The 16,809-nt window shown below is 70.6% G+C and carries 16 protein-coding genes; 8 read left to right on the top strand and 8 right to left on the bottom strand.

What is annotated here, in order from left to right; genetic code table 11:
- Positions 1-27: 27 nt before the first annotated feature.
- A complete protein-coding gene (locus P2Q00_RS11990) occupies positions 28-453 on the top strand; it encodes a CBS domain-containing protein (protein WP_275772193.1) in 426 nt (141 codons plus the stop codon).
- Between the two features lie 6 nt (positions 454-459).
- Here P2Q00_RS11990 and P2Q00_RS11985 read toward each other — a convergent pair whose 3' ends face one another.
- Complete coding sequence (locus tag P2Q00_RS11985; RefSeq protein WP_275772192.1) at positions 460-1,596, bottom strand: CapA family protein; 1,137 nt, start codon at positions 1,594-1,596, stop codon at positions 460-462.
- Positions 1,597-1,782: 186 nt separating this feature from the next.
- Between P2Q00_RS11985 and P2Q00_RS11980 the strand changes: the two genes are divergently transcribed.
- Positions 1,783-2,430 carry a phosphoribosyltransferase gene (locus tag P2Q00_RS11980; RefSeq protein WP_275772190.1) on the top strand — a complete coding sequence of 216 codons (648 nt, stop codon included), beginning with the start codon at positions 1,783-1,785 and terminating at the stop codon, positions 2,428-2,430.
- 89 nt (positions 2,431-2,519) lie between these two features.
- Here the strand turns inward: P2Q00_RS11980 and argG are convergent, their stop codons facing one another.
- A complete protein-coding gene (argG, locus tag P2Q00_RS11975) occupies positions 2,520-3,974 on the bottom strand; it encodes an argininosuccinate synthase (RefSeq protein ID WP_275772709.1) in 1,455 nt (484 codons plus the stop codon).
- 134 nt (positions 3,975-4,108) lie between these two features.
- Here argG and P2Q00_RS11970 point away from each other — a divergent pair, with 134 nt between their 5' ends.
- The 4 genes from P2Q00_RS11970 (at position 4,109) to P2Q00_RS11955 (ending at position 9,256) form a co-directional block, all read left to right on the top strand.
- Positions 4,109-5,197: a hypothetical protein gene (locus tag P2Q00_RS11970; protein ID WP_275772188.1), complete on the top strand. Its 1,089-nt coding sequence runs from the start codon at positions 4,109-4,111 to the stop codon at positions 5,195-5,197.
- Between the two features lie 47 nt (positions 5,198-5,244).
- Entirely contained in the window at positions 5,245-6,153 is a 909-nt protein-coding gene (locus tag P2Q00_RS11965) for a fructosamine kinase family protein (RefSeq protein ID WP_275772187.1), read from the top strand.
- Between the two features lie 271 nt (positions 6,154-6,424).
- Positions 6,425-8,761 (top strand): molybdopterin cofactor-binding domain-containing protein, encoded by a 2,337-nt coding sequence (locus tag P2Q00_RS11960; protein WP_275772186.1) that lies wholly within the window; start codon positions 6,425-6,427, stop codon positions 8,759-8,761.
- 18 nt (positions 8,762-8,779) lie between these two features.
- Complete coding sequence (locus P2Q00_RS11955) at positions 8,780-9,256, top strand: (2Fe-2S)-binding protein (RefSeq protein WP_275772184.1); 477 nt, start codon at positions 8,780-8,782, stop codon at positions 9,254-9,256.
- A gap of 12 nt (positions 9,257-9,268) precedes the next feature.
- On the opposite strand, the gene P2Q00_RS11950 is transcribed toward P2Q00_RS11955, so the two are convergent.
- The gene (locus tag P2Q00_RS11950) at positions 9,269-10,228 is read right to left on the bottom strand and encodes a LysR family transcriptional regulator (RefSeq protein WP_275772182.1); all 960 of its coding nucleotides are present in this window, start codon (positions 10,226-10,228) and stop codon (positions 9,269-9,271) included.
- Positions 10,229-10,380: 152 nt separating this feature from the next.
- On the opposite strand from P2Q00_RS11950, the gene P2Q00_RS11945 reads away from it, so the two are divergent.
- Positions 10,381-11,073: a type 1 glutamine amidotransferase domain-containing protein gene (locus P2Q00_RS11945; RefSeq protein WP_275772180.1), complete on the top strand. Its 693-nt coding sequence runs from the start codon at positions 10,381-10,383 to the stop codon at positions 11,071-11,073.
- 3 nt (positions 11,074-11,076) lie between these two features.
- Positions 11,077-11,643: a TetR/AcrR family transcriptional regulator gene (locus P2Q00_RS11940; protein ID WP_275772178.1), complete on the top strand. Its 567-nt coding sequence runs from the start codon at positions 11,077-11,079 to the stop codon at positions 11,641-11,643.
- Here the strand turns inward: P2Q00_RS11940 and P2Q00_RS11935 are convergent.
- From P2Q00_RS11935 to P2Q00_RS11915, 5 genes are all read right to left on the bottom strand, one after another.
- Positions 11,640-11,813, bottom strand: coding sequence for a hypothetical protein (locus P2Q00_RS11935; RefSeq protein WP_275772176.1), 174 nt, complete (start codon positions 11,811-11,813; stop codon positions 11,640-11,642). The two genes, P2Q00_RS11940 and P2Q00_RS11935, sit on opposite strands and share 4 nt — an antisense overlap.
- Positions 11,814-11,959: 146 nt before the next feature.
- On the bottom strand, positions 11,960-13,711 hold the full coding sequence (locus P2Q00_RS11930) for an RICIN domain-containing protein (RefSeq protein ID WP_275772175.1): 1,752 nt from the start codon (positions 13,709-13,711) through the stop codon (positions 11,960-11,962).
- Positions 13,712-13,754: 43 nt separating this feature from the next.
- Positions 13,755-14,576 carry a carbohydrate ABC transporter permease gene (locus tag P2Q00_RS11925; RefSeq protein WP_275772174.1) on the bottom strand — a complete coding sequence of 274 codons (822 nt, stop codon included), beginning with the start codon at positions 14,574-14,576 and terminating at the stop codon, positions 13,755-13,757.
- Complete coding sequence (locus P2Q00_RS11920) at positions 14,573-15,544, bottom strand: carbohydrate ABC transporter permease (RefSeq protein ID WP_275772173.1); 972 nt, start codon at positions 15,542-15,544, stop codon at positions 14,573-14,575. Before P2Q00_RS11920 ends, P2Q00_RS11925 begins: the two co-directional genes overlap by 4 nt.
- A 7-nt stretch (positions 15,545-15,551) precedes the next feature.
- A complete protein-coding gene (locus P2Q00_RS11915; RefSeq protein WP_275772172.1) occupies positions 15,552-16,799 on the bottom strand; it encodes a sugar ABC transporter substrate-binding protein in 1,248 nt (415 codons plus the stop codon).
- Positions 16,800-16,809: the final 10 nt, after the last annotated feature.

Below are 16,809 nucleotides of genomic sequence, written 5' to 3'. Positions count from 1 at the left end.
CTCGCCGATCGAACATCTGGAGGTGCCATGACCCGGAAGATACGCGACGTGATGTCGCCCGGCGTGGCCGCCGTCGAGCCCATGACCACGGTGGCGCGCGCGGCCCGCGTGATGCGCGAGCAGGACGTCGGCGACGTACTGGTGGCCTACGACTGCGACCTGTTCGGTGTGCTCACCGACCGTGACATCGTGGTCCGGGCACTCGCCGACGGCCGCGACCCCGCCGACACGACCGTCGGATCCGTATGCACGCCACCGCCCGTGGTGACCCTGACGCCGGACGACACCACCGACCGCGCCCTCGATCTGATGCGCCGCCACGCCGTGCGCCGCCTGCCGGTCGTCGAGCGCGGCGGCTGCCCGGTCGGCATCGTCAGCCTCGGCGACCTCGCCACCACGGAGGAACCGCTCTCCGTACTGGCGGACATCGGCAAGGCGGCCCCGAGCCGCTGAAGGGCTTCACGGGCCGGTCCCCGTGTGCCGTGCCGGGCCGGGATGCGTCAGCACGAGGATGCCGTCGGGATCCAGGGTCACGTGCACGGCGTCGCTGATGCGGTTCAGGGTGGTGCGCAGCCAGCTGCGGTCCGCGTCCGGGGCGGGCTCCAGCCGCATGCGCCGGGCCTGCAGGGGCACCATGCGCAGGCCGGTCAGCCGCCCGGTGTCCGCCGCGACCGTGACGAGGTAGGCGATCCGGAGGTCGTCGCGGTACTCCGCGTACCCGCCGATGCCCTCGTAGTCGTCGATGAAGTCGCCGCAGCCGTACAGGATCAGCCGGTCGCGGTACACCTCGATCCGGCGGGGATGGTGCGAGGAGTGGCCGTGGACCACGTCGACGCCGCCGTCCACCAGGGCGCGGGCGAAGGCGACCTGTTCCCGGGGCACGCGGTACCCCCAGTTCGAGCCCCAGTGCACGGACACGACCACGACGTCGCCCCCGCGTTTCTCCTCCCGCACCCGCCGGACGACCTCGGCGGCCGCGGCGGCCGACACCTCGGGCAGGTAGGCGACCCCGGCCAGGTCGGAGGTGGCCGCCCAGCCCGGCGGAATACCGCTGGAGTGTGCCCCGAGGGCGAACACCAGCACCCGGCCCCCGGCCGGAACGGGCACCGCGGCGGGCGCGTATGCCTCTTCGGCGGAGCGCCCCGCTCCCGCCGTCCGCAGACCCGCGCGGGCGAGCGCGTCCAGGGTCTCCTGCAGGCCCTCGCGGCCGAAGTCCAGCACATGATTGTTGGCGAGGACGCAGACGTCCGGCCGGGCCACGGTGAGGGCGGGCAGGTTGGCCGGGTGCATGCGGTAGTGGATCGCCTTGCCCGGCGCGAAGTCGGCGTTGCGCGTCACGGATGTCTCCAGGTTCACGATCCGGACATCCGGGGCGGCCTCCGCCAGCAGGCGCAGCGCTTCGCCCCACGGCCAGGACGGGATGACAGGCGCGGGGATCGGACCGTTCGCCGACTCCACCAGCCGGACGTAGGAGCGGGCGTCCTCGACGTATCCCTCCCGCAGTTCCGGTTCGCCGGGATGCGCCAGGATCTGGTCGACGCCGCGCCCCAGCATCACATCACCGCACAGGAACAGCGTCACCGCGCCGCCACCCATGCCCCCACGGTAATGCCGGTGCTGTGTCATCACGTACGGCCGCGGGTCCGGGCAGCAGGTCGCGGAGGATGACGTAGGGACGGCCGGGACCCCCGTGCTTCGGCAGGCGCGTGCGGGGTACACGGGGCACCGGATGGAGGGGGCCGCCTGCGCGGGAGAAGGAGTGGAGAAGGAGTGGCGACCGCGATGCAGTTCCATGACCGCAGACAGGCCGGGCGGGAGCTGGCCGAGCGGCTGCGGATCCAGCAGGAGAAGGGCGTCCTGCCGAACCCCGTCGTCCTGGCCCTGCCCCGCGGCGGTGTCGCCGTGGCGCAGGAGGTGGCGCGGGCGCTGGACGCCCCGCTCGACGTGCTGGTCGTACGGAAGATCGGCGCCCCGTTGCAGGAGGAGCTCGGCGTCGGCGCGATCGTCGGCGACGACGATCCGCTCTTCGACGAGGACACCCTCGGGCAGCTGGGCCTCACCGAGACAGCGCTGGCACCGGTGGTGGAACGCGAACGCAAGGAGCTCCACCGACGCGAACGGCTCTACCGCGAGGGCCGCCCCGCCGCCGACCTGACGGGCCGCACGGCCATCGTCGTCGACGACGGGCTCGCCACCGGATCGACGGCCCGGGCCGCACTGCGCTTCGTACGGCGTCAGGCCCCCGAACGGGTCGTGCTGGCCGTACCGGTCGGCTCGCCGCACGCGGCGGACCTGATGCGTGCCGAGGCCGACGAGGTGGTCTGTCTGTCGCGGCCGGCGTCCTTCATGGCCGTAGGCCTCTGCTACGAGCAGTTCGAGCAGCTGACGGACGAGGACGTGCTGCAGGCCCTCCACACTGCGGCCGGCTGAACCCTCCGGAACAACGGAGAGGCCGGCTCGACGCCAACGGCGTCGAGCCGGCCTCTCCGTCAGGGGACGGATCCGCTCGGCGGGGACAGTCAGTCCGTGCCGGACTCCATTGCGGCGCGGTCCAGCAGCGCGTCCTCCTCGGAGACCTCGCCGCGGGACGCGATGGCCTCCGCGCCGCCCTCCGGCAGCTCCGGCATGGTGCCGATCAGGCCGGTCGCGGCCGCCTGGGAGGCACCGATGGTGGGGCTGCCCGTGCCGATCAGGCCGAGGCCGACGTACTGCTCCAGCTTGGCGCGGGAGTCGGCGATGTCGAGGTTGCGCATGGTGAGCTGGCCGATCCGGTCCACCGGGCCGAACGCCGAGTCCTCGGTGCGCTCCATGGACAGCTTGTCCGGGTGGTAGCTGAACGCCGGGCCCGTGGTGTCGAGGATCGAGTAGTCCTCACCGCGGCGCAGCCGCAGCGTCACCTCGCCGGTGACGGCCGCGCCGACCCAGCGCTGCAGCGACTCACGGATCATCAGCGACTGCGGGTCCAGCCAGCGGCCCTCGTACATCAGCCGGCCGAGGCGACGGCCCTCGCTGTGGTACTGGGCGAGGGTGTCCTCGTTGTGGATCGCGTTGACCAGGCGCTCGTAGGCCGCGTGCAGCAGGGCCATGCCGGGCGCCTCGTAGATGCCGCGGCTCTTGGCCTCGATGATCCGGTTCTCGATCTGGTCGGACATGCCCAGGCCGTGCCGGCCGCCGATGGCGTTGGCCTCCATGACCAGGTCGACGGGGCAGGCGAACTCCTTGCCGTTGATCGTCACCGGGCGGCCCTGGTCGAAGCCGATCGTCACGTCCTCGGTGACGATCTCCACCTCGGGGTCCCAGAACCGCACGCCCATGATCGGTTCGACGGTCTCGACGCCCGTGTCCAGGTGCTCCAGGGTCTTGGCCTCGTGGGTGGCGCCCCAGATGTTGGCGTCGGTGGAGTACGCCTTCTCCGTGCTGTCCCGGTAGGGCAGGCCGTGGGCCAGCAGCCACTCCGACATTTCCTTGCGGCCGCCGAGCTCGGTCACGAAGTTCGCGTCCAGCCAGGGCTTGTAGATCCTGAGGTGCGGGTTGGCCAGCAGGCCGTAGCGGTAGAACCGCTCGATGTCGTTGCCCTTGAAGGTCGAGCCGTCGCCCCAGATCTGGACGTCGTCCTCGAGCATCGCCCGGACCAGCAGGGTGCCGGTGACGGCCCGGCCGAGCGGGGTGGTGTTGAAGTAGGCACGCCCGCCGGAGCGGATGTGGAACGCCCCGCAGGTGAGCGCGGCCAGGCCCTCCTCGACCAGTGCCGCACGGCAGTCGACGAGGCGCGCGATCTCGGCGCCGTACGTCTTGGCACGGCCGGGCACCGAGCCGATGTCGGGCTCGTCGTACTGACCGATGTCGGCGGTGTAGGTGCACGGGACGGCACCCTTGTCGCGCATCCACGCGACCGCGACGGAGGTGTCGAGGCCGCCCGAGAAGGCGATGCCGACGCGCTCGCCGGCGGGAAGGGAGGTGAGGACCTTGGACATAGGAAGAGTATGCATGATCTCGCATGATCATGCAAAGCCCGTGTTTGGAGGACGCTGATGCACTGCTTCCTGTGCGCTCAGGGTTCCTGCAGGTTCCTGCCCCCGGGAAGCCGCCGGTCAGGCACCATGATCGTGTGACATACGCGGTGACAGTGGACGTGGATCTCCCCAAGGGTGCCCCGGAGCTCGACGTTCTTCAGCGGGAGGGCGTGGTCTTCCTGCTGCGCAAGGGGCTCGATTCGATCGCGGCGATCGAGGGACCCGACGGCATGGAAGTCGACCTGGTGGACGACGTGATCGCCGTCCATCCCGCCGGGATCCTGCTGAAGCTCTTCGTCGACGCCCCGGCACTGGAGTTCGCCGAGGACGCCGCGCGTGAGGTCGTCGCAGAGCTGCTGGAGCGCGCCGAACCCCTCGCCGGCTGGGAGATCACCCGCTGCGGCGTGGATCTGCACCCCGAGCTGCTGCAGGAGAGCCTCGACGCGGCCGACGGCCCGGACGCCCCGCCGGCGGATCCCGCGGAACGCGCGCGCCGGCATGCGGCTGCCGAGCCCTCCACCGGATCCGGCCGCCTCGACGACGGCGAAGTCGACGCCATGCGGCACAGACTCCGTGCCCTCGCGCCGAGTCTGCGGGCCTTCCCGATGGAGGCCTTCGGCTACCGCGAGGACGAGAACGACCGGATCGTCAGCCGCGAGGCCGCGGAGATCGCGGCCGGCGCCGTCGTGTACGCCATCGATCTTCTGGTCGACGAACTCTTCACGGACCTGGCCGGTCTGGAGGAGGACGGGCCCACCGTCGCGGAGACCGACGCGCCGTTCATGGTCCTCGACGACCTGCCCCCGCACTTCGCCCTGCAGTACAGCGTCCTGTTCGTGCGCCGCCTGACCGTCACAGCCGTGACCATGACCGGCCGCCTCACCCAGCCGTACTTCGGCCGGCCCACCTGTGTGGCCGAGGAACTGCTGCTGAAGTTCCTGCTCGCCCAGGCCGAGGTGACGGCCGACCTCTACGAGCTGCTGAGCGACGAGGTCGAAACAGCCCTGGAGGTCTTCGCCGACGGCGTGTACGAGGACATGGACCACGAGTGGCTGTACGCCCCGCCCGCGGACGGCATCGGCAAGGGAGCCGTCCAGGACTGGTTCATCCCCTTCGGTGACGAGCGGTACGTCCATCCCTACGCGGCGAACGACGACGGCGATGACGGGGAGCCCCTGGACTGACTCCTGACCGACTCCTGTCGGCTTGTCGCGGTCCTACTCTGGTGCCCGTGCAGCTCAGCTTCCCTTCCGACGGCGACAACGACGGCGCCAGCGACAGCGACAGCGACGGACCGGGCGCGGCCGCGGCCAGGATCACCGGGCGCGCGGTGCACGGCGAGCGCCGGCTGTCCGGATCCCTCGCCGAAGTCGGCCTGGACGGCGGCCAGTTGGTGATGGTCAAGCGCGGTGACGATCCGGGCGCGATGCAGGCCGAGGCGGCGGGACTGCGCTGGCTGGCCGACGCCGGGACGGTCCGCGTTCCGAACGTCCATGGGCACGACCGGCGTTGGCTGGTGACCGACGTGGTCGAGCAGGGCCCGCCGACGGCCCGGACGGCGATGCGGTTCGGGCGCGAGCTGGCCGCCCTGCACGCCGCGGGCGCCCCCGCGTTCGGCGCGCCACCGCCCGGCGGTCCCGTGGACGCCTATATCGGGCTCGCTCCGATGCGCAACGTCCCCGGCACCGACTGGCCCCGCTGGTACGCCGAGCACCGTGTGCTGCCGTATCTGCGCGCCGCGGTCGACCGGGGCACGATCCGCCCCGCCGAGACAGCCGTGATCGAGCGTATCTGTGCACGGCTGTCCGAACTGGCCGGGCCCGCCGAGCCGCCCGCCCGGCTGCACGGCGACCTGTGGAACGGCAACGTGCTGTGGGGAGCGGACGGGGACGCCTGGCTGATCGACCCGGCCGCGCACGGCGGCCACCGGGAGACCGACCTGGCGATGCTGCAACTGTTCGGCTGCCCGCACCTGGCGCACGTGCTCGACGGCTATCAGCAGGCCGCCCCGCTGGCCGACGGGTGGGCGGACCGGGTGGCGCTGCATCAGCTCTTTCCGCTGCTGGTGCACGCCGTGCTGTTCGGACGGTCCTATGCCGAGCAGGCTCTCGCGGTGGCGCGGGCGGCTCTCGCGGAATGACCGGGGGCGCCGCCCGGCCGGGCCGTGGCGGCGCCCCCTGTGTGGTCACCGTTGCCCGTGGCGAGGCCATGAAGGGGCTTCCTGATCGCAGGGCGGTGCACGCCCACGCATTCGGATTCTCGTCGCACGGCGGTCCGTCGTGCTTCACATCCGGAGCGACTTATGGCGTTTCCGTGTGGAAGCGGCACGGGGATCTTCCGCGGCACGAGCCCGACGTGCACAGTCGGGGTCCGCCATCAAGGTGAGTGCCGCGCCCTCTGGAGGACAGTCGATGGGAGCCCGCCGACACCCGCAGCCGCAGGATGCCGCCCCCGCCGCGGACGGCATCGGCCGCAGACGCTTCCTGGGATACGTCGTGGCCGCCTCGACGCTGACCGTCGCCGCCGAACTCGGCGAGGCCGTCCTCGCGCCCGCCCGAGCCGCGGCGGTCGTCCCCTCCGTGCCCGGACCGGCGGAGATCTACGACCTCAACGACATGCTCACCCACGCCGCCCTGCCCACGGCGAACCTGATCACCATCCGGATCGACCCCGACGGCATCGCCTCCTTCGCCCTGCCGCGGGCCGAGGTCGGGCAGGGCATCACCACCTCCAGCGCGATGCTCGTCGCCGAGGAGCTGGACCTGCCGCTGGACAAGGTCCGCGTCACCCTCGCCGAGGCACGTCCCGAGCTCCTGTTCAACCAGCTCACCGGCGGATCCAACACCACCATCTCCACCTTCACCCCGATCCGGGTGGCGGCCGCCGTCGCCCGCGGCCGGCTCCTGGAGGCCGCGGCACTCGAACTGGGCGAGGCCCTCGGCACCCTGACCGCCAAGGCCGGGATCATCACCTCCTCGGTGTCCGGCAAGAGCCTCACCTACGGCAAACTGGCCGAGAAAGCCGCCTCGGTGACGACCAGTCAGGTATCGGTCACCCTCAAGGAGCCGTCCGAGTTCAAGGTCATCGGGACGGCGCAGCGGCGCGTCGACGCACTGGAGGCGGTCACCGGCCGCAAGAAGTTCGCCATGGACCTGCAGGTGCCGGGCGCACTGCCGGCCATGGTGTGCCGGCCGCCGACGATCAACGGCACGGTCCGCTCCGTCGACAACCTCGACGAGGTGCGGGCCATGCCCGGCATCACCGACGTCGTACGGATCTCCACCGGCGTCGCCGTCCGCGGCCGCACCTTCGGGCAGTGCATCGACGCGGTACGGGCCCTGAAGGTCACCTGGGGCCCGGGCACCGCCGAGGGCGCCTCCGACGACACCGTCCGCGAGGAACTCCGCAAGGCCGAACTCCCGCTGCCCGCCCTCGATCTGCTCACCAAGGCGGTCGACGCCCGCTTCACCTTCCACTTCGCGAGCAACAGCGCCCTGGAGACCAACTGCGCCGTCGCCGACGTACGAAAGGACTCGGCCGAGATCTGGGCCAGCCTGAAGTCCCCGATCACCGCGCAGGAGCAGATCGCGCTCACCCTCGGACTGCCGGTGACGGCCGTGAAGGTGCATGTCACCGAGGGCGGCGGCTCCTTCGGGCGCAAGCTCTTCCACGACGGCGCCGCCGAGGCCGCCGAGATCTCCCGGGCGACGGGCAAGCCGGTCCGGCTGATGTGGCACCGCACCGACGACTTCCGCCAGGGCCGCACCCACCCCATGTCCACCTCACGGGTGCGCGCCACCTACGCGCTCGGCCAGGTCCTCACCTACGACCAGCACCACACCTCCGTGGCCACCGACTTCGGCCACGGCGTCGGCGAGATCATCACCTCCGAAGCCGCCCGACTGCCGGTCGGCGACCTCACCTTCTCCGAGACGATCTTCACGCTCACGCAGCAGACCCCGTACAACTTCGGCGTCGTCACCCAGCTGCTCGCCGAGACCGACAAGGGCTTCCACACCGGCTCCATGCGCAACATCTACTCGCCCAATGTGCGGTGTGCGCAGGAGCTGGTGGTGGACGAGCTGGCGAAGCGGATGGGCAAGGACCCCTACCGGTTCCGCCGCGCGTTCCTCAAGGACGACCGGGCCCGGGCCGTCCTCGACAAGGTCGCCGAGGTGGGCAGTTGGGGACGCAGCATGCCCGCGGGCACGGCCCAGGGCATCGCCCTGCATCCCGAGTACCACGCATACGTCGCCGTCCTCGCCGAGATCGACTGCCGCCCCGAGACCACCGGCCGCAAGGTCCCCGACGCGTACACCGGACCCCGCGTCACCAAGGTCGTCTGCGCGGTCGACGCCGGGCTGGCCGTCAATCCGCGCGGCCTCCAGGCCCAGATGATGGGCGGCATCATGGACGGCATCGCGATCACCCTCAGCTCCGGTTTGCACCTGGCGGGCGGGCACTTCCTGGAAGGCAGTTGGGACAACTACTTCTACACCCGCCAGTGGAACACCCCGCCGGAGCTGGAGATCGTCGTCATGCCGCCGACCACCGGCAAGCCGGGCGGCGCGGGCGAGCTGGCCGTCGCGGGCGCGATGGCGGCCGTGGCCTGCGCGTACGGGCGCGCGACCGGCACCATGCCGACCACGTTCCCGATCAACCACGACGGCCCCCTCGGCTTCGAGCCGCTGCCCACCAGCCCGCCGATCCCGGCGTCCCCGACCGACGGCCTGAGCCGCGCCTACTAGGAGCCCAGGAGGCCCTTCGTGCCCGAACACACCTTCATCCTCAACGGCAGACCGGTGACCGTGGACATCGAGGACGACGTACGGCTGCTGTGGGTGCTGAGGGACGTCCTGGGCATCACCGGACCGAAGTACGGGTGCGGGCTCGGCGTCTGCCAGGCCTGTACGAGCCATATCAACGGCAAGGCGTTCAACCCCTGCAGCGTCCCGGTGAAGGACCTCCGCCCCACCGACGAGGTGACGACCATCGAGGGACTGCCCGCCACCGTCGGCAAGGACCTGCACCCGATGCAGGAGGCCTGGCTGGAGCACGACGTCGCCCAGTGCGGCTACTGCCAGCCCGGCCAGATCATGACGGCTGTCGCCAAGGTCCGCCAGGCCCGCGAGGAGGGCCGCGACATCAGCGAGGCCGACCTCGACGAGATCCGCAACGTCTGCCGCTGCGGCACGTACCACCGCATCCGCGAGGCGATCGTGGCGGGCGCGAAGAAGTACTGACCCGCACGGCCGTCAGTTGCCCCGCACGACCGCCAGCAGGTGGTCGCGGACCAGGGCGACGTGCGGGTTGGCAGAGGCGCCGGGGCGCTGGACGAGGAAGGCGGTGTTGATGGGCGGGTCGTCCGGGTCGTGCAGCAACACCAGTGCGCCCGAGGCCAGTTCGGCGGTGCACAGATAGCGGGGGAGCACCGTGAAGCCCGTACCGCCGACCACCGCGGCCTTCACCGCGTTCAGGTCGGGCATGGTGACGGCGGGCTGACAGACCAGACGCCTGCCGAAGACATGACGCCAGTAGCGGCGCACGATCGGCAGGTCCTCGGCATAGGCGACCAGCGGGACGCCATGGAGGGCGGCCGGCCCGTCGGCGGCGATCCGGGCCGGACCGCCGCTGCGCTCGGCCCAGGCGGGCGCGGCGACCAGCACGAACTCCTCGTCCGCGAGGGGCACGGCGGCCAGCGCACGGCCGCGGGGCCGGAACGTCGCGATCACCAGGTCGTGGCGGCCCGCCCGCAGGTCGTCGAGGAGCGGCTCGGTCAGGCCGGGGGTGATGCGCAGCCGTACGCCCCTGTCCACCAGGGACGCGAGACTCGGCAGCACGGAACGGGTCAGGAACTCGTGCGGCCCTGCCAGGTGCACCGGCTCCGGCGGCCGGCCCTGGGCCGGTCCGCCCGGACCCGTGATCGTGGCCAGGGAATCCAGGGGCTGCACGATCCGGGCGGCGAGCTCGTCCGCGTACGGAGCAGGGGAGACGCCACGTGCCTGACGCTGGAACAGCTCCCGGTCCAGCAGGCGCTCCAGCGCGCGCACCTGTGTCGTGACCGTGGGCTGCGACAGCCCGAGCAGACGCGCGGCCGCTGTGAAGGAGCCCGTGCGGTAGACGGCGAGGAACGTACGCAGCAGATTCAGATCCAGTGCCGCCGAGCCGCCGACCTGCGCGCTCTCCCCCCGGTCATTAGTTTCCCTATTCCTCATATCGACGAGCCTATTGGATTCCAATGGCAGGGCGGGCTTACGGTCGGGGACATCGCCACGCTGACGAACCGAGTGCAGAGCGTCAGTCCGTCGGCGGTCCGTCCATCAGGCTTCCGCCCAAGAAGCTCCAGCCACCCCCTCGGAGACACACCATGTCGAAGATCCTTTTCGTGATGACCGGCGTCGACTACTGGACGCTGGCCGACGGCACCCGCCACCCCACCGGCTTCTGGGCCGAGGAGGCCGTCGCCCCGTACGAGGCGTTCAAGGCCGCCGGCCACGAGATCGTCGTCGCCACTCCGGGCGGCGTCGTGCCGACCGTGGACAAGGGCAGCCTTGCCGCCGAGTACAACGGCGGGCAGGAGAACGCCGACCGTGTCGCCGGCGTGCTCGCCGCGGCCACCGAGCTGCAGCACCCCATCAGCCTGGAGGACGTGAACCTCGACGACTACGCCGCCGTGTACTACCCAGGCGGCCACGGCCCGATGGAGGACCTCGCCGTCGACGCCGACTCCGGCAGGCTCCTCACCCTCGCCCTGCAGTCCGGCAAGCCGCTCGGCGTCGTCTGCCACGGCCCGGCCGCGCTGCTCGCCGCCGAGCAGGACGGCGTCAACGCCTTCGCCGGATACCGGGTGGCCGCGTTCACCAACGCCGAGGAGACCCAGTCCGGCTTCGCCGACAAGGCCAAGTGGCTGCTGCAGGACCGGCTGACCGAGGCCGGTGTGCAGGTCCAGGTGGGCGAGCCGTGGGCGCCGAAGATCGTCGTCGACCGCAACCTCGTCACCGGCCAGAACCCGGCCTCCTCCGCCCCGCTCGCCGCGGAGCTGCTCAAGACGCTGGGCTGAGCCATGACCACCGACCGGCTCGACGAGGTCCTGGACGCCGCCTACGACTGCCTGACCCGGTACGGCGTACGGCGCACCACCATGGACGACATCGCCACCCGCATGGGGGTGTCCCGGTCGGCGGTCTATCAGTACGTACGCAGCAAGGACGACGCCTTCCGGCAGCTCGCCGCCCGTCTGCACACGCAGGCCCTGCGGCGGGCCCGGGAGGCCGCCACCGCCGAGGACACCTCCAGCGCCCACCGCATCCACGGCGTCCTCGCCGCCAAGCTCGGCCTCGTCCTGCAGCTGTCCGGCGACTCCCCGCACACCGCCGAACTCCTCGACGACAAGGCCCGGTTGTTCGGCGGCATCTGCAGCACCTTCACCATCGACCTGCGCCATCTGCTCATCGCCCTGTTCACCGAGGCCGGCACGTCTGCCGCGATCGAGCCCGCCCAGGCCGCGGACATCTGCCTCGCCCTCGTCACCGGCCTGGAGTCGGTCCCCGACGCCAGGCGCCTGCTCGGGCCCGCGACCGACGCACTGCTGCCGGGGCTGCTGTCGCGGAGCGGATACGGGGTGGTCTAGCCCGGCGCCACCGCCGCCCGGAACCCCGGCGCCAGTGCCCGCAGGGCCTCGTCGAGGAAGCAGGCCGTCGCCCCGGGACCGGCCAACCACGTGGTGGCCGACCCGTCGGCCGAGGCGACGGCCTGCGCGAAACGGATCGCGGAACTGCTGGGGCAGGCGGCGGAGAGCACCGAACGCGTCCTCGACGGGCATCCGGAACGCTCGGTGCTCGCCACCCTCGACTACGCCACGACCGCCGAGGAACAGTCCTTCCAGGCGGACGACTTCCGCGACACCCCCGCCCGGCTCACCGACCGGGAGAACCGGGCGGGACGACTCACCGGGACGTCAGCTTCCACAGATGGTCCGCCGTGCCGTTGTCGTCCCACTGCAGGACCTGGGCGCCCGAGGAGGTGCTCATACCGTTCACGCCGAGCAGCAGCCCGCTGTTGTAGTTGGCGATCTTGTAGTAACCGTCGCCGGACGGGATGAGCTGCCAGAGGTGGTCGGCGGTCCCGTTGTCACCCCAGATCAGGGCCTTGCCGCCGTCCGACGTGCTCATGGAGTCGATGCCCAGCAGCAGCCCGCTCGCCTTGTTGGCGATCTTGTACAGCCCGGAACCCGCGGCCGTCAGCGTCCACGACTGGCTGCTGCCCGTGCCCGACGTCGCCTGGACCACCGACGTGCCCTGCGCCGTGCCCGCTCCCGAGGTGTCGAGGGCGAGAGCGCTGTTCTTGTTGGTGATCTGGTACGTCCCGGCCAGCGAGGACGACGTTCCGCTCGGCGTGATCACCAGGTGGTAGCCGTCGGATGCGTTGGTCGTCACGGGGACGGTGATCTGGCCGCTGCTCACCGTGTAGTCGGCGTCCGAGATGGTGACCGGGCCGGACACCGCCGTCGTACGGCCCTTGGAGGGCGTGTACTCCAGCTTCGCATGGACCTTGCTGCCGAAGGCCGACAGCGAGCCGAGCCCCTTGACCGTGACCGCACTGGAGCCGGCACCGCCGCCGAAGATGACGCTGATCTGGTTGCCGGAGCCGCCCAGCGAGGCGGCGCCGTCGATGCCGGTCTGCGCCGGGGGAGTGGTGACCAGCATGTTCCCGGACATGTCGCCGTACCACTTGTAGAGCCAGTACGCGCCGTTCGGCGAGGCGCCCGTGTCGGTCAGGGTGTCGCCGAGGGTGCCGTAGTGGTTCCAGAAGGCCATCTCGGCGTCGTGCACGCCGGTCCGTTCGAACTTGGCGGCGTAGCTGACCATCGGCCCGGGGACGCCGACCTCGCTGGGGGTGCCGTACTCCTCGATGGCGATCGGGCGGTGGCTGAGGCCGAGGCTTGTCTCCAGCGCCCGGTAGTCGGCCACGTGCGCGGCGATGTCCGCGCTGCTCTGCAGTTCGTGCCAGGCGATGATGTCGGGCACCGCGTTGTTCGCGATGGCGTCCTGGAGGAACGACTTCATCTTGCCGTCGGTGTACGTCGCGAAGCTGGGCCCCTGGATGGGGGTGCTGGTGTCCTTGGAGCGGACCTCCTTGTACGTCCTGGACCAGCCGTCGTCGAAGGCGCCCGCCGCCGAGGTGTCCCAGGTGCCCTCGGGCTCGTTCCACAGCTCGTACGCGGCGATGTTGGTGGCGCCGGACGACCTCACGGACGCGATCTGCTTGTCCACGGCGGACAGCCAGTCGCTCCAACTCACCCACTTGTAGGGGAAGTTCGGATACCAGTCCGGCATGCGTACGACGACCTTGGCGCCGGCCCGCGCCGCCTTGGACGCCACGACGAGGGCGTCGCCCGCCGGCTTCGGCTCGCCGTTGGGCAGCTGGGAGCCGCCCGGGGCCATCTGCACGAAGGTGTTCGGCTTGAGGGCGTTGGTGAGGCTGTCGGAGGGAGTGCTCGCATCGGCGAGGCCGTACAGGCTGCCGGTCGCCACATGGGTGACGGGGCGCAGCGTCTGGTCGGCGTTGACGACCAGGGTGGTCGATGCGGTGGGGGCCGCCTGGGCGGGCGCGGCCATGGCGAGGGCGGCGGCGGTGAGGGAGATCGCGCCGACGGCGGCGGTCAGGCGTGCGGGGACGGGGGGTCTCGTGCGGCTCATGACAAAGCTCTCCTCAAGGAGGAAGGGGGGATGGGGGGTTGGATCAGTCCTTCACGGCGCCCGCGGTCACGCCCGCGGCCACATAGCGCTGGGCAAGGACCAGCAGAACAGCAGCGGGGACGGACGCGACGACGGCGGTGGCCATGATCGCGTTCCACTCCTGGTTGTTGTTGCCGATGTACTTGTAGATGCCGAGGGTGATCGGCCGTAGATCGCCGCCGCCGTCAAGGGTGTTGGCGAAGACGAAGTCGGACCAGGCCCACAGGAAGCTGAACAGCGACACGGTGACGACGGCATTGCGGCTCACCGGGAGCACCACCGACCAGAAGGTGCGGAAGGTCCCGGCGCCGTCGATGCGGGAGGCGGCGATCAGCTCGCCGGGGATGCCCGACATGAACGCCGTGAAGATCATGACGCCGAAGGGCACGGCGATGGTGGAGTCCGCGATGATCAGCCCCCACCAGGAGTTCAGCAGCCCGAGGTCCAGGAAGATGCCGTAGAAGCCCATCGCCATGACGATCCCGGGGATCATCTGCGCGATCAGCAGCCCAAGGCCGAGTGCGCCGCCGCCGCGCGGGCGGAGTCTTGCCAGCGAGTAGCCGGCCGGGGCGGCGAGCAGCAGGGTGAGGGCGACCGTGCCCAGGCCGATCAGCAGACTCGTGCCGAGATACGGCAACTGGTCGTCCAGGACGGCCCGGTAGCCCTCGAAGGTGGGGTGCAGCGGGAGCAGGTCGGGCGGGTCCTTGCGCATGTTCTGCTGCGGGGTGAGGGACACATTCAGCATCCAGTACACCGGGAAGAGCATCAGCGCGGTCAGGACGAGCCCGATGACCGTGTAACGGCCTTTCGCCGTACGGGACTTCACGCTTCCTGCCTCCTCTGGACGCGGATGTACAGCAGCCCGAAGACGAGCGCGATGAGGATGAGGATGTTGCCGACCGCGGCCCCGGGGCCGAACTTGGGCAGCAGCGTGCCGAAGCCGAGCTGGTAGGACCAGGTGGCGAGGGTGGAGGACGCATCCCCGGGGCCACCCTTGGTCATGATCCAGATCAGGTCGAACACCTTGAGCGTGTAGACGAGCCCGAGCAGCAGGGTGATCGCCGACACCGGGCGCAGCAGCGGGAAGGTGATGCGGCGGAACTGCTGCCAGGCACTCGCCCCGTCCAGCGAGGCCGCCTCGTACAGCTCGGCCGGGATGTTCTGCAGACCGCTGTAGAGGATGACCAGGTTGAACGGGATGCCGATCCAGATGTTGGCGACGATCACCGAGGTCAGCGCCCAGTCCGGCGAGGTCAGCCAGCCCACCGGGTCCATGCCGAAGAAGTGCAGGAAGTAATTCACCACCCCCGACTCGCTGTTGAACATCCACGACCACGTCGACGCCGACACGATCAGCGGCAGCAGCCACGGGATCAGGAACAGCGCGCGCAGGGTCGGCGCGAGCCGGAAGTGCCGGTTGAAGAAGACCGCGAGGGCGAGCCCGATGACGTACTGGAAGGCGATCGACACGAAGGTGAAGACCATCGTGTGCCGCATCGCCGGGCCGAACGTCGGGTCGTCCAGGACGGTACGGAAGTTCTCCCAGCCGGAGAACGGCGCGTCCCCCGCCACGAACGACCGGACGGTGTAGTCGCGCAGGCTCAGGTCGAGGTTGCGGTAGAGCGGATAGACGTAGAAGGCGGCGAGATAGGCGAGCAGGGGCGTCACGAAGGCGAGCGCGGTGAGCCGGCTCCTGCGCCGGTGGCGGCGGCGCAGGGACAGGGCGTCGGCGCCGCTCGCCCCCGCCGCGGCGGCCGGAGCCCGCCGCGGACGGTCGACCCGGGCGATGGTCATGCCGGTCCTAGCCCTTCTGCGCGCTCGACTGGGCGGTGTCCAGCGCGTCCTGCGGGCTCTTGCTGCCGGACAGCGCGCCCTGGACGGCGGTCCACATCGGCTGGGAGATGGTCGGGTACTTGGTGCCCAGACCGCCACTGGTACGGCCCCGGGCCGCCGCGACCGCGGACACCCACGGCTTGAGCTTCGGGTTCTGCTTCACCTGCTCGGCCTGCACGGCGGCCGTGGGAGCCACGTACTGCAGTGTCGTGTCGGTCGGCAGCAGATTCGCGTCGCTGGTCAGACACGTGACGATCTTCTTGCTGACGTCGTATCGGCCGGTGTCCTTCTGCACGGGCACGGTCACGAACTCGCCGCCCGTCGGCACCGGCGCCGGACCGCCGCTCTGCCCGGGGATGTTGATGATGCCGTAGTCGAAGCCGGCCTTGTCCGCGTTGCCCAGCTGCCAGGTGCCGTTCTCGCCGAACGCGTAGTCCCCGGTCGCGAACTCCTGCCAGCTGGTCGTCTGCGTGTTCTGCAGGACGTCCTTGGGTGCGTACCCGTCGTCCACCCACTGCTTCCACAGCGTGAGAGCTGCAACTCCCTTGGCGGAGTTGAGCTTTGTCAGATCCCCGCCCGCACCCCAGAACCACGGCAGGAACTGGAAGCTGCCCTCCTCCGTGTTGATCGCCGAGAACGTGATTCCCTTCTTCCCGGCCGACTTGATCTTCTTGAGGGCTGCCGTGAGGGAGTTCCAGTCCTTGACGGAGGCAGGGTCGACGCCCGCCGCGGAAAGCAGCTTCTTGTTGTAGTAGAGCGCGAGGGTGTTGGCTCCGATCGGCACCCCGTACGCCGCGTCGCCGATGGTGCCCGCGCCGATGATGTTCTTCTGGATCGACTTCGTGTCCAGGCTCAGGTCGCTGGTCTTGTTGAGGATCCCCGCCTCCACCAACGTGGAGACGACCGGGTTGTCCACCAGCATCACATCGGGCGCATTGCCCTGCTGGGCGGCCAGCAGCGCCTTGTTGCCGAGGTCGGTGGTGTCGTACGCGGTGCGCTTGAGCTTCACCCCGGCCTCCGTCCCGCAGCCGGTCACGAGCTTGCCCCACGCCGAGGAGGCGTCGAACTGCGGGTACGGGTCCCAGAAGGTGTACGTCCCCCCGGACGCTCCGGAGGGGGAGTCCGAAGAGTCGGAGCCGCCACCGCAGGCAGTGAGGGAGGCGAGTGTGCCGACGGCCGCGAGCGCGGCGATGAGTGTACGGCGGGTGGGTATCACGGGGTGACCT

The organism is Streptomyces coacervatus (assembly GCF_029223485.1).
GTDB lineage: Bacteria > Actinomycetota > Actinomycetes > Streptomycetales > Streptomycetaceae > Streptomyces > Streptomyces coacervatus.
This window is presented reverse-complemented; position numbering and strand designations above follow the sequence as displayed.